Here is a 21,625-nt window from a genome sequence, read left to right as displayed (position 1 = left end):
TTGCACCAATGCTTTAAGTTGACTAAGGTTAAAGTAGTGAAACAAAGGAGGACGTTATGAAAACTGATTTAGATGTGGCGTATGGCCCAGGAGCCTTGCAAAAAGCAGATTTATATTACCCAGAGACGCCAAATGGCGCCGCCATCGTCTTTGTCCACGGCGGCGGCTGGATTCGCGGGGATAAAAGTGCCGACAGCGACATCGGTGCAACTTTCGCCAACGCCGGCTACTTAGTGGCCCTGCCGAATTACCGGTTAGCCCCTGCTGACTTGTTCCCAGCGGCGCAGGATGATTTGGCCAGCTTTATGACTTGGTTTGAGCAGTCTGACTACACGTTTGACCGCCAGCGCGTCGGCCTGTTAGGCGCCAGTGTGGGTGGCACCATGGCCATCACGCAAAGTCTGCAGTCCGGCCAGCCGGTGGTGTCCTGGTCTGCGATCGTTGACTTTGCCAACTGGGTCCAGCAGCATCCCACCGTCAAAGCAGCGCTGGATGCGCGCGGAGAACTGGGTCTCACCGAAATTCACGCCATTCACAATGCCTTTTACAAGTACTTCATTCAAACCTACTTAGGCGACTTGACGCCGGAGAAACTGACCGCCGTCAATCCTATGAATCATCTCACGACCACGCTGGGTCCCACTTTAATGTACAATGCGACGGATGAACTGTCGCCGCTACCAGGGGTATTCCGCTTCCTAGAGCAGGCCGCCGCCTTTAAGCGCGACATCGCGGTTCATGTGGTGCCTGGCTCTGGCCATGCCCGTGATTACACCGCCTTTGCCCTGCCTGGGACGTTGGCCTTTTTCAACTATCATCTGCAAGTAACCGACTAACTGAGAGGTGAGCCAATTTGCACACCATTGCCCTGTTCGGCGGTCAAGACCCGCAAGGCCTGACCGCCAAACTGACCCACGCCTTGCTGGAGGCCTGCGAAGGCACCCATGAATTCATCGACCTTAATCAACTCACAATCCGACCTGATCGCCGCGGCGAAGCCAACCCGGCGTTAGACGCATTGGAAGAAAAGCTCGCGGCTGCCGACGTCTGGGTCCTGGCCAGCCCGACTTATTATGGCACGGTGGCCGGTACGCTTAAGCAAGCCTTAGACTGCTTGCGACCGCGCCTAACGCGGATGACGCACCAAGGTGACACCCTCCCTGGCAAATACAAAGGCAAGGTTTACCTCACCATCACCTCGTGTTTTGCCAGCGGCTTAGAAAACACCTTTACGCACCAAACCGACGCTTGCCTGACCATGCTGGATAAAGCCATGGCCGCGGCCGGTCTGCGCAAAGCCGGCGAGCTCATTTTGCCTGGGACTTGGAATGCTCATGCCGTACCTGAAGCCAAAATTGCCCAGGCTCAAGCCCTTGCCGCCAAACTCCCAGCCAAAGTCAGAAGGGACAACGAAACCATGAAACGCTATTTGCTCTTATTCGGCATGATTGCCATCATGGCCCTAGCCACCATGGGCATCCAGCTCTTGATTCCAGCCACGACCATGAACTTCTGGACCCGCTACGCCAGCTTCGTCCTCATCTTCTTCGTCCTCCTCGCCGGAATTTTGCATTACGCCACATTTGTAAGACATAAACACCGGTAGGCTGCGAAACGCGCCGGTCTTAGCCGGATGGATAGCCTAGCTTAATGCCTTGCCGGCTGATTTTGCCGGCAAGGCATTAAGCGTAGCTAGCCACTTCGGCGTTGGCGCGCTGAGCGCAACTGGATAGGCTGCGGAGCTGGGACGCTTTTAGCCGGATGAATAGCCTAGCGCCAAGCATTGCCGCCGCTTTTTGGCGGCGAGGCTTGGTGCGTAGCTATTCACTCCGGCGTTGCCCCAGCGGAGCGCAACTGGATAGGCTGCGAAGCTGGGACGCTTTTAGCCAGATGGATCCCCATAATCTCAAGAATCAAAAATGCGAAGGCCCACGCCTTCGCATTTTTGATTCACATTCTCATTAGCGGGTCAAAACCAGTGGTTCACTGGCCCCAGTGACCCAGTTTAACTGGCCATTTTCGAGGACAAAGTACAAATCATCAGCATCCCCGGTGGTTGGGCTGAAGACATAACCAGCGCCGCTCTTCACCGCGGTGTAGGTCGCGGTTTTGCCGGCTTGGCCAGCGGAAGCCACGGTCATGGTGGTAGCAGTCAAGGTAACCGTCACATTGGCGTTGTGCCAAGTACCGTAATATGCCGCCAACCCGGATACCGGCTGGCTCGGCGTGCTAGTCGCTTTAGCCGGTGTCTGAACGGTTTGACTGGCGGTGGTTGACCGACTCGCTTGGGTCGCACTTGTCGTTTTCGCACTCGAAGTAGCTGCCGCGGTGCTCGACTGAGTCGCCGCGCTGCTGGTCGAGCTGGCAGTTGCGGCCTGGCTGCTGGTTTCAGCCTTGGCCGCTTTGGCCGTCGTCTTCTTCGCAGACTTCGTGGTCGTCGATTTAGCCGCGGTTTGAACCGTCGCAGTGCTGGCCTGATCAACATTCGTATAAGCCAGCCCCAGCGCACCGACGCTCAGGCCTAAACTCAAGACACTCACTAACAGCCATTTCTTCATCTCAACCACTCCCTTGCTTTGTTAAATTCAGTATAGCAGGCTTGAAATCTTTTTGTAATAAAATCGTCACATAAAATAGTTAAGAATTCGTTATGCCCCGGTCTAGACAACTTTGCTATGTTACAAAATGACAACGGCCAAGCTCGCCCTTTTCATTTGCGAACGTATGTTTGTATAATGACCAAGAGGTGAGCGACATGACTTATGCAGATGAAATTGGCCAGGCAGCCTTCCAAAAACTGGTGGCGGACTTTTTTGCCCATCATTACCACGACCGCGGCATGGTGAAGTGGCAAGGCTACTATTTATCCGATCACACGGCGGCGCTTAATCAGCAGGCCGCCGCCAAAACCCAGTTGCAAAACCAGCCGCTGCTAGCGCAACAAAGCACGGAGCTGATTCGCCAGCAACTGGCAACGGCTTATCGCACTGGCCAAAGCGTCAACGTCCAATTGCAAACTAGCACGATTGATGGCCAATTGGCGGCGCCGCTGGGCGGCAAGGTGCAAGGTTACACTGAAGATGATGAAGTCGTGATTGGTGAAGTTACCGTCCCGATTGCGGCGATTCGCCATGTGACTTTGGTACCATTTTCCCCTTCATACAGTTAATGCTATACTGGGCGTACTTTACATCAGAGAGGAAGGATACCATGCCCCTGATTGCTCTACTGCTCGACGTGATTGCTGCCGGGGTCTTCTGGTTGCAGCAAAACCAAGGCTTGTATCTGCTCGGAACCGTGATTCAAGCCGGCTTAACTGTGATCTTGCTCATCATGCTCTTTACCTATCAAGGCAAACGCTTTGGGTGGTTCAACTTCAGCACTTGGAGCCATGTGTTTACGGTGCGTTTCGCGGTGATTGTCTTTTCGTTCATCATCAACGCCATTATGCTGTTCGTTTACATTTTGAATGTCACCGGCGCTAATAACGTCATTTTCCGCTGAGGCTGATTTTGGCCCAGCGGAGCAATCAAACGGCCTGTAAAACCCGAACTTGGGTGTTTGCAGGCCGTTTGATTTAGACGTTGTATTTTGGCTCGTTCTGTTCTGGGAGCGGCGAACGCCGATTGTGAATGCTGATGCCCTTTTGCACACAAAAAAGCCGGGTTGCCCCGGCTTCATGGTTAATCGATTTGGACTTGAATCATACTCAAATGCGGTAGAGGCATTGGGATAATCACCCGGTCGCCGACTTGTTGCAACGCCACCCGCTTATTGATGACCTGATCGCCATGGCGGGCAATCACCGTCGCATGCGTGGCCATAACTGGTTCGGCTGGATGCCAAGAAATTTGTTGGTAATCATCCAGCGTAAAGTTGGCCAGCCACAAGGTCAGACCGGCTTGGGTCGACACAATCAGCTTCGTGTTTGGCATGTCAATCAAGTAGTCAATGTCAAAAATCGAACTGAGCATCGCCTGATACAGCCCTTGCTTGAAACCGACATATTGCGACTCCCAGCCATACTTCGGATCTTGATTCATCGGCATCACAATGGTGCGGTGATTAATCAAGGCCATCACATTACCCAGCTGTTCATCGTACTCATTGTAGGCATGACTCCAAATTGCCACGTCAGCATCGTCGGCATAACTCAGCTGCAAATAATCGCCGGTATGCTGCAGCATCGTGATGCGCGGATCCATGATCCCTTCCACCGTATGGCCATCAGCCGCTTCAAAGGACTGATACCCGGTGCGCACGCCATGCCATGAGCTTTCAGTGATGTGCAGCAGGTCGCCCAAACCGCGATCCAGCAGCACTTGCACGGACTCGCCGTCGAGGAGCGTGATGTTGCCATGAAGCAGCTGGGTAATGGCGTCGTCGCTTAAGTTACGCAGCAGTTGACCGCTGATGGCCAGCATTTCATGTTCAAAATGGCTAGCCTTAACCAGCGGCGTAATCGTCGTCGAAAAGCCAAACGTGCTGAGCAGCGCTGCCCAGTTGGTTTCATGCGGCAACAGTTCTTCGGGATCAGCGCCTTTTGCCGTGTGCAGCGTAAAGGAAGAGTTCTGATCCACCAGTACCTTAATACCGCGGGTCTGGCTCATTTGCAGACGCTGCTCGGTAATTCGATCGAGGAACGGCTTGCTCTGGGCCAACATCTCGGCGTAATGGTAATCATTGTCGATGCCATTGCCAATCATATCGAAGAGATTGAGCAGAATGCCACGCGCGCCAACCAGCGCCGCGGTTTCAATCTGAAATTGGGTAAACGCCACCGATTTCACGAATGGCGAGTACATGTAGTTTTCCAGCTCTGGGAACAATTCGGCATCATCGCCCAGGTAAGCAGCAGTCGTGCGGGTATAGTCCTCAAACACGCGGCTGTATTTCAGCGGGGCAATTTCGTTGTAGGCTGGCAAATGCGGCCGCGCCACACGTGGATGCCCTTCGCCGCGCAAAGCATCAAACAACCCTGGCCAATCGCGGCCTTCTAGGGCATGCCAGTTCGGGAAGGAGGTCATCAAAGCCAAATCCGTGTCCGGTGAGACCGCATGAACGCGCTGCTCAACTTGATGCACGGTGTCGATCATTTCCTGCCGAGCCACGCTGAGATACACCTGACGCGCTGGCGTCGGCTCGCCGGGCTGGAGCATTTCTTTGACAAAATCGGCCCGGCTAATTTTCCGACCCAATTTTTCCTGATAAATCGCCATGTGCCGGTCGCAGAAGCAAGCCAGCTTCAGCGGCGTGTGGTTGTAGTGGCGGAAATCGTCCTCCAACCACAACTGCTTAGGCTTGAGCGTCGCGTATTGCGCGTAGCGGTCAGCCAAATAGTCGCGCCACTTCGGATCGGCCGGGCAGCCCATCGAGGTGGCTTTTTTGCCGTTAATATCCACTAAGGTGTCGAACCCGATGCTGGGATCAATGGTTTTGCCCCGGTCGCTGTGCATGATGGTCGTCCAAGGATTAAGACTGGTGGTAATGCCTTGGTCAGCGAGGCGCTTGGCCACCGGCCGAATGGCATCGAGCCATTGATCGGTTTGGGTGGCGGTGAGATGACTGGCGTTCAACTCTTCTGGATTAATGAAGAATGCGACGTTATCGACTTGCGCCTTCTGGCAAAATGCCAACAGCTTATCGTCCTTGATTGGCGTATTCGTGCGGGGATCTTGCGTGTAACGTAAGGAATAATGAAACATGGCTGCCTCCTAGTTTTACTAAATTTAATCGATTGCTGGCGTTTCGGGTTAGCAACCGGTCACATTTCGTCTCCTAGTGTACCATAGCCCAGCAAAAAAACGGTAATAGGTAAAATATTAGTTCACTTTTTTACCACCTTTTAGTAAAATAGGCGTGACGATAACAAAATTCTGATTTTGGGCAAAGGAGGGACCGGTATCGCCACCTTAAAAGATATTGCTGACGCCGCGCATGTATCCAGTGCCACAGTTTCCCGCGTACTCAACGCGGACACCTCGCTGCAAGTTTCCGCCGCCACGCGCAAACGCATTTTTGCCACGGCGGAGGCCTTAAATTACACCAAGCATCAGCATAAAACGCAAACTGCCGCGGGCACCATTGGCATCGTTCAGTGGTACTCCGAGCAGGAAGAAAACAACGATCTCTATTACCGGGCGATTCGCTGGGGCGCTGAAACCCAGCTGCAGGCCGCCGACTTTGCCATCGCCCGCTTTTTCTCTAACGATACGCTGGCCGATGCCGGCAACTTGGCCGGTCTGATTGCCATCGGTAAATATAGTGAAAGTCAGCTCAACCAATTCAAGGCGCTTAACAAGCCGCTGGTGATCGTCGACCAGGACACGCTGGATCAAAGTATCTCCTGTGTCACCACCAGCTTTGCGGCGCCAGTGGGCAAAATCATTGCCTATTTCCGGCAGCAAGGCCATCACCGCCTCGGCATGATTGCTGGCCGCGAGGAAACCACCGACGGCCAAGCCATTGATGATCAGCGGACAGTGGCCTTTGAAGCCACGCTGCGTGACCAAGGCCTGCTGGAAGACGCCATCATTGCCGATGCGCCTTTCACCATTGAAGGTGGCTATGCCACGATGACGGCTCTCATCAAGCAATATGGTGATCAGTTGCCGCATGCCTTCTTCGTGGCTAGCGATGCCATGGCCATCGGCGCCATTAAAGCGCTCCAAGAGCAGCACATCGCCGTACCAGACCGCGTTAGCATCGTCGGCTTCAATGATCTGGCAGTGGGCCGGTTTTTGAACCCGAGCTTGTCCACCGTCAAAGTGGCCACGCAGCAAATGGGCATTAACGCGGCCAAGCTGATTCAAGATCAGCTCTCTGGCCTGCTCACGGTGCCAACTCGCATCACCTTAAGTTCTGAACTGATTTTGCGCGATAGTAGCCGTTAACGGCAAAATACAATATTGGAGGTTTCATCATGGACACAGCAGCACTTAAGCAAGGCTTCAAGCAGGTATTCGGGCACGACGCCGCCCATGTCTATTTTGCACCAGGCCGCATTAATCTGATCGGCGAGCACACGGACTATAATGGCGGCCACGTTTTCCCTTGTGCCATTAGTTTAGGCACCTACGCCGCGGTTGGCTCGAATGATGAGGCCAAGTTCCGGCTCTACTCTGCCAACTTTGAAAATATTGGCATCATTGACCTGCCCCTGGCTGAAATCACCGGCGCCAAAGACGGTAAGTGGAGCGATTACTTCAAAGGCATGGCCCAGCAGCTGCTCAAAGCGGGCGCTACCTTCGACCAAGGCCTAGATTTATACATCAAAGGCGACCTGCCAAACGGCGCCGGCCTCTCCTCTTCCGCCTCACTGGAGCTGCTGACTGGGACCATTTTGAATACGACTTTCAATTTAGGCCATGACATGCTTGAACTCATCAAAATGGGCCAAAAAACTGAAAATGAATTCATCGGTGTCAACTCCGGCATCATGGATCAATTCGCCATCGGCATGGGCCGGGCCAACCACGCCACCTTGCTAGATGCCAGCACCTTGGAATACGAATCCTTACCACTGGCCATGGGCGACAATGTGGTGGTCATCATGAACACCAACAAGCGCCGCGAACTTGCCGACTCCAAGTACAACGAACGCCGCTCTGAATGCGAAGCAGCCGTGGCCCGCCTGCAAGCCAAGCTGGACATCAAAACCTTGGGCGAACTGGATATTGATACCTTCGACCAGTACACCTACCTGATTGAAGACCCGACCCTGATTCGCCGCGCGCGGCACGCCGTTTTTGAAAACCAGCGCACCTTGAAAGCCGCAGCGGCACTTAAAGCCGGCGACCTCGCGGCATTTGGCCGGCTGATGAGTGCCTCTGGCGTATCGCTGGCGTATGATTATGAGGTAACTGGCAAAGAACTGGACACCTTGGTTCAAACCGCCGTTAAGCAGCCCGGCGTCCTCGGCGCCCGCATGACCGGCGCCGGCTTTGGCGGCTGCGCCATTGCTTTAGTCGCCAAAGACCAAGTCCCAGCCTTCACTAAAGCAGTCGGCGATGTTTACCAGGACACCATCGGGTACGCCGCTGACTTCTATATCGCTAATATTGCGGATGGACCCAAGGTGATTGACTAACAACCAGGCTGCGGAGCCGAGCGGTCTTAGGGGGACGGGTAGCCTAGCGTAAGGCATTACCGGCGCATTCTGCCGGTGAGGCCTTATGCGTAGCTACCTGCTCCCCCGTCGCTCGGCGGAGCGCAACTACAGGCTGCGGAGAGTGGCTGTTCTTAGCCCGACAGCTAGCCTAGCTCTGGGCATTGAAGCCGTTCTTCGGCTGCAAGGACCGGAGCGTAGCTAGCTGCTCGGGCGTTAGCCACTCGGAGCGCAACTACAGGCTGCGGAGGCGGGCGCATTTAGCGGGATGGCTAGCCTAGCTCTGGGCATTGAAGCCGTTCTTCGGCTGCAAGGACCGGAGCGTAGCTAGCCACGCCCGCGTTGCCCGCCGGAGCGCAACTACAGGCTGCGGAGGGTGGCTGTTCTTAGCCCGACAGCTAGCCTAGCCTGAGGTATTGCTGGCGCACTTTGCCGGCGAGACCTCAGGCGTAGCTAACTACTCGGGCGTTAGCCACTCGGAGCGCACCTACAGGCTACGAAAGGTGGCTGGTTTTAGCCGGTGGAATAGCCTAGCTCAAGGCATTGCCGGCGTTTTTTGCCGGTGAGGCCTTGGGCGTAGCTATTCACGCCGGCGTTAGCCACCTGTAGTGCAACTACCGGCTGCGAGGCCAAACCAACGTACTTCCCACAGTTTCATCACTCAAAAAGGAGAGCTTATCATATGACAATTGCAGTTTTAGGCGGGGCCGGCTATATCGGCTCCCACACCGTCGCTCAGCTGGTTAAGGCTGGCGAGGATGTGGTGGTTTTGGACAATCTCATCACCGGGCATGAACGCGCCATTGACAAAAAAGCACGCTTTTACCAAGGCGACATTCGCGATTACCATTTCTTGAGTCAGGTCTTTAGCACCGAAAAAATCGACGCGATTATCCATTTTGCTGCCTTCTCCATCGTGCCAGAATCGATGCAGGATCCGCTGAAGTATTTTGACAATAATACCGGCGGCATGATCACGTTGCTGGAAGCAATGAAGCAATTCGGCATCGATAAGATTGTCTTCTCCTCCACCGCTGCCACTTACGGCGAACCGAAGCAGATTCCAATCAAGGAATCCGACCCCCAAGTGCCAACCAACCCGTATGGTGAGTCCAAACTGGCCATGGAAAAAATCATCAAGTGGGCCGATGTCGCTTACGGCATTCACTTTGTCGCCTTGCGCTACTTCAATGTCGCCGGTGCCATGCCTGATGGCAGCATCGGGGAGGATCACCATCCGGAAACGCATCTGATTCCAATTATTTTACAAGCCGCGGCTGGGACGCGCGACAATCTGCAAATCTTTGGCGATGATTACCCGACCAAAGACGGCACCAACGTTCGCGACTATGTCCATGTGGTGGACTTAGCGGATGCCCACATCTTGGCGCTGAACTACCTGCGCGCCGGCAATGCCAGCGACGCCTTCAACATTGGCTCGGCCACGGGCTTCTCCAACCTGGAAATTCTCAACGCCGCCCGCAAAGTCACCGGCCAGGAAATTCCCGCCAAAATCGGGCCGCGCCGCCCTGGCGATCCAAGCACGCTGATTGCCGCCTCTGACAAGGCCCGCAGTGTGCTGGGCTGGCAGCCGCAGTTCGATGATGTCGAAAAAATCATCGGCGATGCCTGGAACTGGCATGAGAATCATCCGGAAGGCTTTGGTGATCGCCTGTGAAAGCCGTTGAACGTCATGTCAACTGGTGCTTGGAGCTGAACCACGACTACACCGCGCTGGATCAAGTTTATTTGACCAACCGGACCTTGGCTTTGGTGGGCGACGAAGCGCAAAGTCTCGCCGGCGCAGAAGCCGGGCTAGATAACCTCGACCTCCTTGTCCAAGCCGCGGTGCAAAACGGCGTGTGCGTAGACACTACTGCGGCCAAACAGATTCTGGAGGCGGAACTGATGGCCCTGGCCACCCCGTTGCCAAGTTCCGTCAACCGCCAGTTCTGGGGCGCTTATGCCACCAGTCCCAGCACAGCGACGGATTGGTTTTACCAGCTGTCGCGGGCGAATAATTACATTCAAACCCGGGCGATTGCTAAAAACATCCAATTCCCAGCCCAGACGCCTTATGGTGAACTCGAAATCACCATTAACTTGTCCAAACCGGAAAAGGATCCCAAAGACATCGCCGCCGCTGCCAAAGTGAAGGCGCTAGGTTACCCTCTGTGCCAGCTTTGCCTAGAAAATGAAGGCTACCGCGGCCGCGCCGACTATCCCGCCCGGGGCAACCACCGCATTGTGCGCTTTCAGCTCAATGGCCAAACTTGGGGCTTCCAGTATTCACCTTATGCTTACTTCCCAGAACACGCCATTTTCCTCGACAGCGTGCATGAACCGATGCACATCAACCGCACCACTTTCACCAACCTACTGGCGATTGTCCACATGCTACCGACCTACTTCGTTGGCTCGAATGCCGATTTGCCGATTGTTGGCGGCTCAATGCTCAGCCATGAACACTACCAAGGCGGTCACCACACTTTCGCCATGGCCAAAGCCCCAGTGGAAAAAGCCATCAGTTTGCCTGACTACGAGGCTGTAGAAGCTGGCGTTGTGCGCTGGCCAATGAGTGTGATTCGCTTAACCTCCGCCAACCGGGAACAGCTGGCCGAAGCAGCCGAACACATTCGGGCCACTTGGGCGACTTACAGTGATGACAGTGTGGCCGTGCGCGCCTTCACCGATGGGACGCCGCATCACACCGTCACCCCGATTGCCCGCCGGGTCGGTGACGCCTACCAGCTGGATCTGGTGCTGCGCGACAACCAAACTTCCGCTGACTATCCTGATGGCATTTTCCACCCGCACCAGGATGTGCAGCACATCAAGCGTGAAAACATCGGCTTGATTGAAGTCATGGGCCTCGCCGTGCTGCCTGCCCGGCTGGCAGCGGAACTGACTGAAGTCAAAAAATACCTGCTTGGTCAGCCCAATCAGATTGAGCCTTCTCACCTGCCTTGGGCCAAGCAGTTGCAGGCCCAGTTCACCTGGACAGAAACCAATGCCACGGCGCAACTGAACGAAGCCGTGGGCCGCGTGTTCGCCCGCGTGCTGGAAGACGCCGGCGTGTTCAAACGCGATGAAGCAGGCCAAGCTGCCTTCGGGCGGTTTATCGCCGCGCTTTAATGCCACTATTGCATTAACCGGGTCGCCAAAGCGACCCGGTTTTTGCTTGCTTCCCGTTTTGTTAGCGGCGTACACTTAAAAGCAGTCGGAGGTGGCAAGATGCCAAGTGAAAAGCAGGTCATTGCCTTGTGTGGCCGGGTGGGGAAAATTCTGTTGGAAAATGGGGCCGAAACCGGCCGCGTCGAAAGTACGGTCGAGTACATCGGCGCCGCGGCAGGGGTGCCGATTTCGTGTCATGCCGAAATGACCGCGATTTTTGTTGACGCCGACACCGATACCGCCACCCATTTGATTAAGGTGCGCACCAAGGACTTCAACTTGCGCCAAGTGGATCGGATCAACTCCTTATCGCGCGCGTTTACCAGCGGCACGATTGATTACGCTACCCTAGAAAATCAGGTCGCGGTGATTGAATCCTCGCGCCGCGATTACTCCTGGCCGCAAAAAATTTTCGGCGCCGGTTTGGTGTCAGTGGCGCCGATGCTGTTATTTCAAGCGACCTGGGCCGACCTCGGCCTCGCCTTTTTTGTCGGCATCGGCGGCTACCTCGCTTCACAGTGGTTGGGCCAGCGCACGACCACGCCTTACATCAGCATTGGCCTTGGCGGCATGGTGATTGGCTTGCTTGCCACCCTGCTGCAGCGGCTCGGCGTGGCGACCAGCGCCGATAACATCATTATTTCGGCCTTGATGCCCTTAGTGCCTGGCGTGGCCATTACCAATTCCTTGCGTGAGCTAATTGCCCGCCACACCATTTCCGGCTTAGTGCGGGCGATGGATGCGATCATGGTCGCCGGCGCGATTGGTGCCGGCGTGGTGGTCGGCAGTGCCTGCATCTCACTGCTGATGGGAGGCGCGCTATGAGCTTGCTAATCGAACTGATCGTCGCTTTTGCCTCCACCATTGGCTTTGGCATCATCACCAATATTCCCAAGCGCACTTTACTACCAGCTGGGATCACCGGCGCCTTGGCTTGGGTCGTGTATGTGGTGGTGGCGGGCCAAACGCCAAACCTGATTTTACCGAATCTGCTGGCGGCCACGACCATTGGCCTGCTCGCCAACATTGCCGCGATTTGGGTGAAAGCCCCAGTCAATGTCATGTATATCCCCAGCCTCGTGTCCCTGGTGCCAGGGGCTATCATCTACATGAGTATGAAAGACTTTACCCTCGGCCGAGAAACGGCGGCGCAAGCGGGTTTGGTCAAAACCTTGAGTATCGCCATTGGCCTGGCGGTGGGTTTTGTGATTGCGGAAGCGATCTTTAAGCCAATGCGCCGACCGCTACGGCACTGGTTCGAAGCCCGCCGCTAACCCCCACTCGCACTCACCGGGAACCGGTGGGTGTCTTTTTGAAATCAGCAACAATTTTCTTTGAAAACTGGTGCATTTCAACTTTCAAACCGGTGGGCTTTCCTCTAAGATAGTAAGGTATGTACCAGGGAGGAGTATCATCTTGAAAACATCGCGCTTAAGAGCTGGGCTTGAGCTCGCTACCGTGCTGGTGATCGTAGTTTTCGCGGTCATCGCCCTCATGCCGCAAACACCGCACCATGCGCATTACACCTTGGATTCTGGCCAGATTACTTATGATGGCCAGGTCTTCAAACATAAGTTCAGCGGCCAAGGCCGGCTGACGATGAAAAACGGCGATCGCTACAAGGGCAATTTCAAGGACGGTCGCTTCAATGGTCAGGGCACCTTCACCTCGCACGAAGGCTGGCGGTATACGGGCACCTTTAAGGCCGGCGCCGTAACCGGCAGTGGCACCTTAACCACGAAACAAAATCAGACATATCGGGGGTTCTTCAAAAATGGCCAGTACCACGCACAAACACATTAGAATCAAATGGTTCAGTCTTGTCCGCGTCACCGGCCTGGTGTTGGTTTTAACCTATCATTTTTTCCAAAATGAATACCCTGGCGGTTTTATCGGCGTTGATATCTTCTTCACCTTTTCCGGCTTTTTGATTACCAGCCTGATGATTGATGAATTCGCCCGCAGTCATACCTTTGGCTTGCTGGCGTTTTACCGGCGGCGGTTCTACCGCATTGTGCCGCCGTTAGTCCTAGCCGTGCTGGTCGTCATTCCCTTCACGTTCCTTGTGGGCAGCGACTTTATCACCAACATTGGTCAGCAAATTGCCGCAGCGGTGGGCTTTGTGACCAACTTCTTTGAAATCGCCACCGGTGGGTCCTACGAGAATAACTTCATTCCGCACTTATTCGTGCACACCTGGTCCTTAGCGGTGGAAATGCACTTTTACCTGATCTGGGGGGTGGTGGCTTACCTGCTCAGCCGCCTCTTCCAAAAGCGGCCGGAAACCGCTACGGCCCGCCGCACCGATTTTCGCATGGCGATGTTTGCCGTTTCCGGCGTCCTCGCCATCGTCACCTGCTCGTTGATGGTGGTGCAGGCGCAAGGTCTGAAAGACTTCTCGCCGGTTTACTTCTCCAGTTTTACGCACAGCTTCCCGTTCTTCGTGGGCGCCATGATTGGCACCTTGACCGGCGTGGCAGTCCTGCCGAATTGGTTCACCCAAAGCTTCAAGCGCATTAACGCTTGGGTGCCAGCCGCAGTGATGGCTGGCGCCGCAGCCTTGCTGGTCGCGCTGGGGTTTGGGCTTGATTTCAACCAAATTGCCACTTACAACTATGGCTTGCTGGTCGCAACCTTGCTGGCCGGCGTGATGATTGTGGCGGCGCGGATTTTGCATGAAAAAACCCCGACCATTGCCGAGCCCAAGGTCATTACCTTCCTAGCGGACATTTCGTACAGCTTATATCTTTACCACTGGCCGCTCTATGTGATTTTCTCCCACCGGATGGACAACACCCTCGCCGCTGGCTTGACGGTCCTCGTCGGCGGGGCTTTCTCAGCGTTGTCCTACTACATTATCGAACCGGTGATTGCTGGCCGCCAAGGCAAGTTTCTTCACTTCCGGCTGCCTGGTCGCTATGTGGCCGCCCCAGTCATCGTAGCGGCCTTAGCCCTCACCGCTGTCACCGTTCAACGCGTGCAAGCAGCGCCAGAGCTCTCGCATTTGGAACAAACCTTGTGGATCGGCGGTATACAGCAAGACGTTGCCCAATACAACACCAGTGAAAAAATTATTGTGGCAGCACATGATCCCAAGAAAACAGCCCAAGCTGATCTGATGGCCCAAGCGAAAAAAGACGCTGCCGCGGCCGCCAAGGCGCACCCGGACAGCTATGCTGCGGTTAACCAAAATAGCACCGCGGCCAAGTACGGCATCCCCGCTGGTGTGACCATCATTGGCGACTCGGTGACACTGGGTACTGCCCATTACCTCGGCCCGCATGTGGCGAACTCCGAAGTTAATGCTGCCGGCGATCGCAAGATGAACGAAGCCTACGACCTAATGATGCAGATGCAGCAAGCCGGTCAGCTCCGTGAATTCGTTGTCCTCAGCGTCGGCACCAATGCGCTGGATGATTACGCGCAGGTGTTGGACCGCGTCATTGCTGGCATCAAACCTGGGCACAAGTTGGTCTTCATGACGCCTTACAACGCGCAGGCCAGCCCAAGCTGGAATTCCAGCAAGTTAGCAGAGCTGGAACGCCAGCTGCCGGCCAAGTACAAGTGGATCACCATTGCGGACTGGGGCAAAATCGCCCCGCAACATCCCCATGTCTTCAAAGGCACCGATGGCGTGCACTTCGGCGGGCATGACGATGGCGATGTGCTGTTTGCTCAAACCATCAATAACGGGTTGATTGAAGCGGCTAAGAAACCCGCCAAGAAATAAATGAAGCAAAACGAAGGCCCCCTGAATTCAATGTGAATTCAGGGGGCTTATTTTGCCTTAGTTTTGATTCAGATAAGTCACCATCCCATATCCGACACCGTTTTCGGTATTGGGCTTGGTGATAAATTGGCCAACTTGCTTAATCTCCGGTGCCGCGTTGCCCATGACGATTGGCACCCCCACCATGTTCAGCATGGGCAGGTCATTGCCCCCATCGCCAAAGGCCGCGGTTTCTTCGCGCTTAAGGTTTTCTTTTGCCATCAGATAGGCAATGCCGCGGGACTTTTTGGCGTCTTGGGAGGTGATTTCAAGCCATGCCGAGCCGGAGTGCTGGGCGGAAACGCCAGGGTAATCGGCGGCGGCGAAAAAGGCCAGCATCTTGGCCATGACGGCTTCATCGAAGTTAATCAGCATGATTTTGAGAATGTGACGCTCACCGGTGGCGAAGACCTCCTGATAGGGTTTGATGGTTGGGTGCAACCGGCTGACGCGAATTTCGCCTTCGATGTTCTCATCCATCCGCTCGGCATACCAGTCTTCCCCATCGTAATAACTCACCGAAGTCGACGGAAACTGGGCCAGCACCGCTCCAATAATCGCCTGAGCGGTGTCGCTGGCCATGGCGGTTTCGGTCAAAATGCGTTTGCCGGTGGCAGTCGGTTCAAAAATCATGCCGCCGTTAAACGCAATCTGCGGTCCCGTGAGCTGCAACACGTCAATGGCTTCGACCATTTCGCGCGGTGAGCGGGCCGAGACCAAGGTCAGTGGCAGCTGACTTTGCGCAATCAACGCCGCATTTTCTGGCGTCACCCGCCCTTCGTCATCCAGCAACGTCCCGTCCATATCAGTAAACACCCATTTGATCATTCGCCCACTCCTTGTCTGCTTGGCGCCTCGCGCCACTACTGCTTTCCATTGTGAAGGGCTCGGGCCAAGGCGTCAACCGTTCGCGCATAAATAACAAACCGCTTTCATCACCATCAGTAAGAAAATGACGCTTTCAGGTACGCCATAAGCCGCTGTGTCGTGCTTTCATCCAGGCGTCAAACTTGACTTGAGAGCCGTTTTCATTATACTAAGGCAGGTAAAGTGAGTGCTCACTCAAAGCCGAGGAGGGGCGAAATGAAACCAAAAATTCAAACCTACACTGCCTTTGACGCGGATCTCGTGCAAACCCGGGGCCAGGCCCAGCCGCTACCAGCCGATTACGATTGGGCCCAGCGCCAAAGGCCAGTGCTCTATCGCCTGCTCCGGCAGCTTGGCAAGGTCTACTGGCAGACCAAGCTTCACGCCCGCTTCGTCAACCTCGAGCGATTACGCCAGATTGAGGGTAGCTTTTTCCTCTACGGCAATCATACCCAAGCCTTTGGCGATCCTTTCTTGCCGGCGGTGCTAAGCCCGCGGCCAGTAGCGACTTTGGCCGCCGCCGCGAATTTAACCGTGCCAGTCCTGGGGCCGCTGCTGCCGCATGCCGGCGCGTTGATGCTACCAGAAACCGCCAGCCAAACGCGGCGTTTTATGACGCAACTCAAAGCGGTGGTAGGGGCCGGCACGCCGGTGGCCATTTATCCTGAAGCCCATGTTTGGCCGTATTACACTGGCATTCGTCCGTTTAAACCGGGGAGTTTTCACTACCCGGTCCAATTTTACCGGCCAGTATTCAGCTTCACCACCACTTATCAGCGCCATCACGTTACCATTTACCTCGATGGTCCCTTTGCCTTTGACGAAAGCCTCCCGCTACGGGCTAGGCGAGAACAATTGGCTGAGCAGGTGCAAGCCGCCATGCTCCGGCGCGCGCAGGCCAGTACCTATCAAGCGATTCAGTATCGGAGGCAGGAGCCATGAATATTCTTTATTGCGGCGATGCCAGTGTTCAAAACGGCGTCCTGCTATCGGCGCTCTCTTTGGCCCAGCACCAGGCACCACTGCACCTCTACCTCTTCACCGCGGCCTTAACGGTCAAGGGCGAGCGCAAGGCCGCGCTGACGCCGGCGGCTGCGGCTGAACTGCAAACCGCGTTGCAGGTAGCCGATTCTCGCAATACCGTGCACTTATTCGACCTCACGCGCCTCGTCAACCAAGCCCCACCAACCGCTAACTGGGAGACGCGATTCACGCCTTACTGCATGCTGCGGCTGTACGCCGATTTGGTGCCAGGTTTGCCGGAGCGAATGCTCTACCTCGATGCTGACGTGCTGGCCCTGAAGCCGGTGACCGCCTTTTACGAGCAGCCGCTGACCACCACCGAATGTGTGGGGGTGCTTGATCATTACGGCCAGTGGTTTTTCCATCAACGCCTCGGCCGCGACTACATGAACTCCGGGGTGCTCTTGTTGAACCTGGCCCGGATTCGCCAAACCGGCTTGTTTGCCGCTTGTCGCCAGCGCTGCGCCGACCAGCGCATGTTTATGCCTGACCAAAGCGCACTGAACAAACTGGCCCACCACAAGCGCCTGGCGCCACGGCGGTTCAATGACCAACACGGCCCGCATGCCGATACGGTGCTGATGCATTTCTCCACGCGCCTTTCGATTTGGCCGTGGTTTCATCCCGTCACCGTTAAGCCCTGGCAGGTTGAAGCGGCCCAGACGTTACTCGGCGCTGCCACCCCGACCGCGCTTTATCGCCAGTATGAAGCGATTTTAGCTACCAGAAAAGGATGATCTCATGACGCAACCCATCACCATTTTTTATGCCGTTGACGACCACTACGTCGACCCGCTGACCGTTTCGCTGCGCTCGTTGGTGCAAAACGCCGACCCGGCCAAGCAATATCAGGTCATTATCTTAACCGAGCATCTGACTCCGGCGCACAAGGCGCAATTAAGCGCCGAGGCGACGGCCAATGTCAGTGTCGCTTTTCAATCGATTGTCGCCCGGCTGAAGGCCCAGATTACCGACAAAAACAACAAGTTGCGGGCGGATTATTTCACCTTCACCATTTACTTTAGGCTCTTCATCGCCGAGCTGTATCCTGACTTGGACCGCGCCGTGTACCTTGATGCCGATACCGTGGTGTTAACGGATATTGCCAAGTTAACCGCGACTCCGCTCAACGGGGCCTTGCTGGGCGCCGTGATTGACCCCTTCATGGCAGCCAACCCCGAAACCACCGCCTACACCAAGGAAAGCGTGGGCGTGGATGTGGCCGCGTATTGCAACTCAGGGGTGCTGCTGATGGACCTGCAGCAGCTGCGGGCGCGGCATTTTGCTGAGCACTTTTTGACGTTGCTGAATACCTATCATTTCCACAGTTTGGCCCCTGACCAAGACTACATCAACGCCATCGCCCGTGATCGGCTGCTGCATCTGGATGAAAGCTGGAATGTCCAAGGCGAGCGGCCGATTGCCCACCCGCAAGTGATTCATTACAACCTCTTTGATAAGCCGTGGCATTACGCGAAGGTCCCGAACGACCAGTATTTCTGGCAATATGCGGACCAAATGCCTGCGGTCGCACAAACACTGCGCCGCACTCAGCAAGCCTTCGGACCTAAGCAAGTCGCGGCGGATCAAAAGCACCAAGCAGCGTTAATTCAGCTCGCCGTGACCACCAACGCAGAACCTGTGACCTTTGCGCGCATGGCTGCAGCAGGAAAGCAGGTGCAACTATGATTGAGCCCAATGTTGATCCACACTTACCCGTCGTGAAAAATATCGAGCAAGCCGTCCAAGAAGGCCGTTTCAATGATAAAGTGGAGGTGAACGATCCGAGTTTGCCGGCCAGCGAGCAAAAGGATGTCATCGCCAATTATTTGCGGCGCCAGCACACCTGGCGCCATCGCGTCAACAACGTGATTGTACGCACTGGCATGAATCTCACCGCCCGTTGGCTTGGCCGCACCGTCACCATCACCGGCCAAGCGAATTTGGCCGGTGTGCACAGCGGCGCGATCGTCACCAGCAACCACTTCAGCCCGATGGAGAACCTCGTGGTCCGCAAAGGCCTGGGCCTGCCGCGGCTGTACATTGTCAGCCAAACCACCAACCTCAAAATGCCTGGCACGCTGGGCTACGTCTTCAACAACGCCGACATCTTGCCGATTGCGGCGGATGTGAATTACCTCGCCCATGAGTTTCCCGCGATGCTGGAAAAGGTGTTAGCGGCGGGCCGGGATGTGCTCATCTATCCCGAGCAAGAAATGTGGTACAACTACCGCAAGCCGCGGCCGCCGAAGCGTGGGGCTTATTACTACGCGGCACAATTCAATGTGCCGATTATCTCGTGCTTCGTGGCCTTGCAAAACAGCAGTCGCCAGGTTTCCCCGGCGTTCAATGCCGTGTCTTATCAACTTGAAATTTTAAAGCCGATTTACCCGGATCCAACCAAAAGCGTGCGGGCCAACAGCATTGCCATGATGAATCAAGATTATCAGCAAAAATGCGCCGCGTATGAACGCGCGTATCACCGGCCACTGAGCTACACCTTCAGCCCCGATGATATTGCCGGCTGGCGCCAGTAAGCTTTGGCGGGTGCCCGCCGAGAAAGAGGAGCTCATGTCTAATTTAACCTTATTCGAATCCGCGCATGTCCTCGCTGGCTACACCCAAAAGCAGCGCCAAATCCTCGATGCCGCAATCTCGGTGTTCGCGGAAAAAGGCTATGCCGGCGCCAGCACCCATGAAATCGCCAAACGTGCCGGGGTTGCAGAAGGCAACATCTTCGCGCGCTTTGGCAGCAAGCGCGGCCTCTTGAATGCGGTGATCAAGCCGATTATCAATCAGATTTTCCCCAACGCGATGGCGGAAATGATCCAAAATCAGCTCAACCTCCCTTTCCCCAGCCTAGCCGATTTTTGCCGGGAGCTCGTGACGGGCCGGCTCCATTTGTTGCGTGATAACACGGCGGTGATCAAGGTTTTCGTCACTGAGCTCTTCAGTCAGGAGCAGATTCGCGAGCTAATTATTCAGCGGTTTAGCGATGATTACTGGGTGCAACTGACCAAGACCCTGGATCAGCTCAAAGCCCACGGGCAGCTGGTCCAATGGGATAATCATGCCATTATGAAATGCCTGTGGTCGATTGTTGGCGGCACCGCAGTCGGCGCCCTTTATTTTGGGCAGCCACTAGATGACCAAAGCATTGCCCTCACCGTTGAAGCGGCCATCAAGGCGCTAACGCCGTAACCACCTTCAAACTGTCAGCCTTAAGGGCTGTGACAAAAGGCGGGTTTGGAGCCGACAGGTAGCCTAGCCATCCACCAAGTCCGAACTCTGGACTCGGTGGATGGCGTAGCTAGCTGCTCGGCTCCGGCCTTTTGGCACGTAACTCTGCTGAAACATTCGGAGTGAATTTAGGGGCTGTGACATTGATCACAGCCCTTTTTTTGTGGGCTAAGCGCTTCACGAGCTGGTCAATCCAAGCTAATGTTCGGTTTTTGGGCAAAAATGAAAAATTTAATGAAAAAATGGCGATAGTTTGCCATTGTTCATAAAGACACGAACATTGTTTGAATATTTTACGAAATTATCCTTGAAATTAGCGATTTGGACTCCTATACTGATTTTGAAAAGCGAAGGCCGGTCATCGACGCCTGATCAGCGCCGCCGATTTTTTCGGCAAATGTTCGGCTTTTGCTTGCTGAGCTGCTCAGACACTAATACTTTTGTGGGGGACTAATAATGAAGTTCTGGAAAGCACTTGCCGCGTTGAGCACCGCCGCCATTGCCGCCGTTTCCTTGGCCGCTTGTGGCAGTAAAGCCGCTACCAAAAGCAGCGACAGCTACACACCAAAGACTTTGAACATTCAATTCGTGCCATCATCTAACGCCAACACCTTGGAAGCCAAGGCCAAGCCGCTGGAAGGCCTGCTCAAGAAACAATTGGGCATTCCCGTTAAAGTTTCTGTTTCCACCAACTACAATTCCATTGTCGAAGCCATGAAGTCGAAACAAGTTGATGTCGGCTTCCTGCCACCTGATGGTTATGTCCAAGCCCACAAGCAAAAAGCCGCCGACGTGCTCCTCATGGCCCAGCGTTACGGCATCAAGCAGCCTGGTGGCAAGAGCACCGGCAAGCTGGTCAACTACTACAACTCCATGATCCTGGTTAAGAAAGGGAGCAGCATCAAGTCCTGGAAGGATTTGAAAGGCAAGAACATCGCCGTGCAAGATGTCACCAGTTCTGCCGGCTACATCTGGCCGATTGCTGAAATCAAAGAAAAAGGCCTCGACCTGGTCAAGGATGCCAAACTGACCACCGTCACCGGCCACGACCAAGGCGTCATGTCCGTTTTGAACGGCGACACCGATGCCGCCTTCGTCTTTGAAGATGCCCGTACCATTGTGCAAAAAGATGTGCCTGACATCATGGACAAAGTGGTGCCAATCTACATCACCAAGAAGCCAATTCCCAATGATACGATTTCGGTCCGTTCCGATATGAGCAAAGCCTTCCGCACCAAGTTAGCTAAAGCCTTCAAGGCCGTGGCGAAGAGCAAGAAAGGCCACCAAATCATCTCTGAAATCTACTCCCATGAAGGCTATGTCAGCGCCAAAGACAGCGACTTCAATGTGGTCCGCAAGTACGACAAGATTTCAGCCAGCATCACCAACAACAAGTAAGCATGCGAAGCGTTTGCAAAGAAGCTAGGCTCGCCTAGCTTTTTTTG

General features: G+C 55.0%; 21 protein-coding genes. 18 read left to right on the top strand and 3 right to left on the bottom strand.

Annotated features, from left to right (window positions below; all coding sequences use genetic code 11):
- The first annotated feature begins 56 nt into the window (after positions 1-56).
- Together EKM90_RS09280 and EKM90_RS09275 are read left to right on the top strand one after the other, a co-directional pair.
- Entirely contained in the window at positions 57-836 is a 780-nt protein-coding gene (locus EKM90_RS09280) for an alpha/beta hydrolase (protein ID WP_125581967.1), read from the top strand.
- A 17-nt stretch (positions 837-853) separates the two neighbouring features.
- Positions 854-1,606 (top strand): flavodoxin family protein, encoded by a 753-nt coding sequence (locus EKM90_RS09275; RefSeq protein ID WP_125581965.1) that lies wholly within the window; start codon positions 854-856, stop codon positions 1,604-1,606.
- A 355-nt stretch (positions 1,607-1,961) separates the two neighbouring features.
- Here EKM90_RS09275 and EKM90_RS09270 read toward each other — a convergent pair whose 3' ends face one another.
- Positions 1,962-2,558, bottom strand: coding sequence for a hypothetical protein (locus EKM90_RS09270; protein WP_125581963.1), 597 nt, complete (start codon positions 2,556-2,558; stop codon positions 1,962-1,964).
- Between the two features lie 197 nt (positions 2,559-2,755).
- On the opposite strand from EKM90_RS09270, the gene EKM90_RS09265 reads away from it, so the two are divergent.
- Both EKM90_RS09265 and EKM90_RS09260 read left to right on the top strand, forming a co-directional pair.
- Positions 2,756-3,169: a phage infection protein gene (locus EKM90_RS09265; RefSeq protein WP_125581961.1), complete on the top strand. Its 414-nt coding sequence runs from the start codon at positions 2,756-2,758 to the stop codon at positions 3,167-3,169.
- 41 nt (positions 3,170-3,210) lie between these two features.
- Positions 3,211-3,504, top strand: a complete 294-nt coding sequence (locus tag EKM90_RS09260) for a hypothetical protein (RefSeq protein WP_125581959.1) — start codon at positions 3,211-3,213, stop codon at positions 3,502-3,504.
- A gap of 179 nt (positions 3,505-3,683) precedes the next feature.
- Here the strand turns inward: EKM90_RS09260 and EKM90_RS09255 are convergent, their stop codons facing one another.
- Positions 3,684-5,705, bottom strand: coding sequence for a hypothetical protein (locus EKM90_RS09255; RefSeq protein WP_125581957.1), 2,022 nt, complete (start codon positions 5,703-5,705; stop codon positions 3,684-3,686).
- 177 nt (positions 5,706-5,882) lie between these two features.
- Between EKM90_RS09255 and EKM90_RS09250 the strand changes: the two genes are divergently transcribed.
- The 8 genes from EKM90_RS09250 to EKM90_RS09215 all read left to right on the top strand — a co-directional run bounded on the left by EKM90_RS09250 (position 5,883) and on the right by EKM90_RS09215 (position 15,011).
- The gene (locus EKM90_RS09250; protein ID WP_125581955.1) at positions 5,883-6,893 is read left to right on the top strand and encodes a LacI family DNA-binding transcriptional regulator; all 1,011 of its coding nucleotides are present in this window, start codon (positions 5,883-5,885) and stop codon (positions 6,891-6,893) included.
- A 29-nt stretch (positions 6,894-6,922) separates the two neighbouring features.
- The gene (locus tag EKM90_RS09245; protein ID WP_125581953.1) at positions 6,923-8,089 is read left to right on the top strand and encodes a galactokinase; all 1,167 of its coding nucleotides are present in this window, start codon (positions 6,923-6,925) and stop codon (positions 8,087-8,089) included.
- 700 nt (positions 8,090-8,789) lie between these two features.
- The gene (galE, locus tag EKM90_RS09240; protein WP_125581951.1) at positions 8,790-9,785 is read left to right on the top strand and encodes a UDP-glucose 4-epimerase GalE; all 996 of its coding nucleotides are present in this window, start codon (positions 8,790-8,792) and stop codon (positions 9,783-9,785) included.
- A complete protein-coding gene (locus EKM90_RS09235; RefSeq protein ID WP_125581949.1) occupies positions 9,782-11,242 on the top strand; it encodes a UDP-glucose--hexose-1-phosphate uridylyltransferase in 1,461 nt (486 codons plus the stop codon). Before galE ends, EKM90_RS09235 begins: the two co-directional genes overlap by 4 nt.
- A gap of 99 nt (positions 11,243-11,341) precedes the next feature.
- Positions 11,342-12,106, top strand: a complete 765-nt coding sequence (locus EKM90_RS09230) for a threonine/serine exporter family protein (protein ID WP_125581947.1) — start codon at positions 11,342-11,344, stop codon at positions 12,104-12,106.
- Complete coding sequence (locus EKM90_RS09225; protein WP_125581945.1) at positions 12,103-12,555, top strand: threonine/serine exporter family protein; 453 nt, start codon at positions 12,103-12,105, stop codon at positions 12,553-12,555. Before EKM90_RS09230 ends, EKM90_RS09225 begins: the two co-directional genes overlap by 4 nt.
- A 142-nt stretch (positions 12,556-12,697) precedes the next feature.
- Positions 12,698-13,084, top strand: a complete 387-nt coding sequence (locus EKM90_RS09220; protein ID WP_225422807.1) for an MORN repeat-containing protein — start codon at positions 12,698-12,700, stop codon at positions 13,082-13,084.
- Positions 13,080-15,011 (top strand): acyltransferase family protein, encoded by a 1,932-nt coding sequence (locus EKM90_RS09215; RefSeq protein WP_125581983.1) that lies wholly within the window; start codon positions 13,080-13,082, stop codon positions 15,009-15,011. Before EKM90_RS09220 ends, EKM90_RS09215 begins: the two co-directional genes overlap by 5 nt.
- Before the next feature lie 57 nt (positions 15,012-15,068).
- Here the strand turns inward: EKM90_RS09215 and EKM90_RS09210 are convergent, their stop codons facing one another.
- Positions 15,069-15,878, bottom strand: a complete 810-nt coding sequence (locus tag EKM90_RS09210; protein WP_125581943.1) for a Cof-type HAD-IIB family hydrolase — start codon at positions 15,876-15,878, stop codon at positions 15,069-15,071.
- Between the two features lie 255 nt (positions 15,879-16,133).
- Here EKM90_RS09210 and EKM90_RS09205 point away from each other — a divergent pair, with 255 nt between their 5' ends.
- The 6 genes from EKM90_RS09205 (at position 16,134) to EKM90_RS09180 (ending at position 21,578) form a co-directional block, all read left to right on the top strand.
- Positions 16,134-16,859, top strand: a complete 726-nt coding sequence (locus EKM90_RS09205; protein WP_125581941.1) for a lysophospholipid acyltransferase family protein — start codon at positions 16,134-16,136, stop codon at positions 16,857-16,859.
- Entirely contained in the window at positions 16,856-17,677 is an 822-nt protein-coding gene (locus tag EKM90_RS09200; RefSeq protein WP_125581939.1) for a glycosyltransferase, read from the top strand. The genes EKM90_RS09205 and EKM90_RS09200 overlap by 4 nt, the downstream gene beginning before the upstream one ends.
- 4 nt (positions 17,678-17,681) lie before the next feature.
- Positions 17,682-18,629 (top strand): glycosyltransferase family 8 protein, encoded by a 948-nt coding sequence (locus tag EKM90_RS09195; protein WP_125581937.1) that lies wholly within the window; start codon positions 17,682-17,684, stop codon positions 18,627-18,629.
- The gene (locus EKM90_RS09190) at positions 18,626-19,477 is read left to right on the top strand and encodes a lysophospholipid acyltransferase family protein (protein WP_125581935.1); all 852 of its coding nucleotides are present in this window, start codon (positions 18,626-18,628) and stop codon (positions 19,475-19,477) included. The genes EKM90_RS09195 and EKM90_RS09190 overlap by 4 nt, the downstream gene beginning before the upstream one ends.
- A 34-nt stretch (positions 19,478-19,511) precedes the next feature.
- The gene (locus EKM90_RS09185) at positions 19,512-20,141 is read left to right on the top strand and encodes a TetR/AcrR family transcriptional regulator (RefSeq protein ID WP_164507938.1); all 630 of its coding nucleotides are present in this window, start codon (positions 19,512-19,514) and stop codon (positions 20,139-20,141) included.
- A 495-nt stretch (positions 20,142-20,636) separates the two neighbouring features.
- A complete protein-coding gene (locus EKM90_RS09180) occupies positions 20,637-21,578 on the top strand; it encodes a phosphate/phosphite/phosphonate ABC transporter substrate-binding protein (RefSeq protein WP_125581931.1) in 942 nt (313 codons plus the stop codon).
- Positions 21,579-21,625 lie beyond the last annotated feature (47 nt).

It is taken from the genome of Lacticaseibacillus suibinensis, from assembly GCF_003946175.1.
GTDB classification, from domain to species: Bacteria; Bacillota; Bacilli; order Lactobacillales; family Lactobacillaceae; genus Lacticaseibacillus; species Lacticaseibacillus suibinensis.
This window is presented reverse-complemented; position numbering and strand designations above follow the sequence as displayed.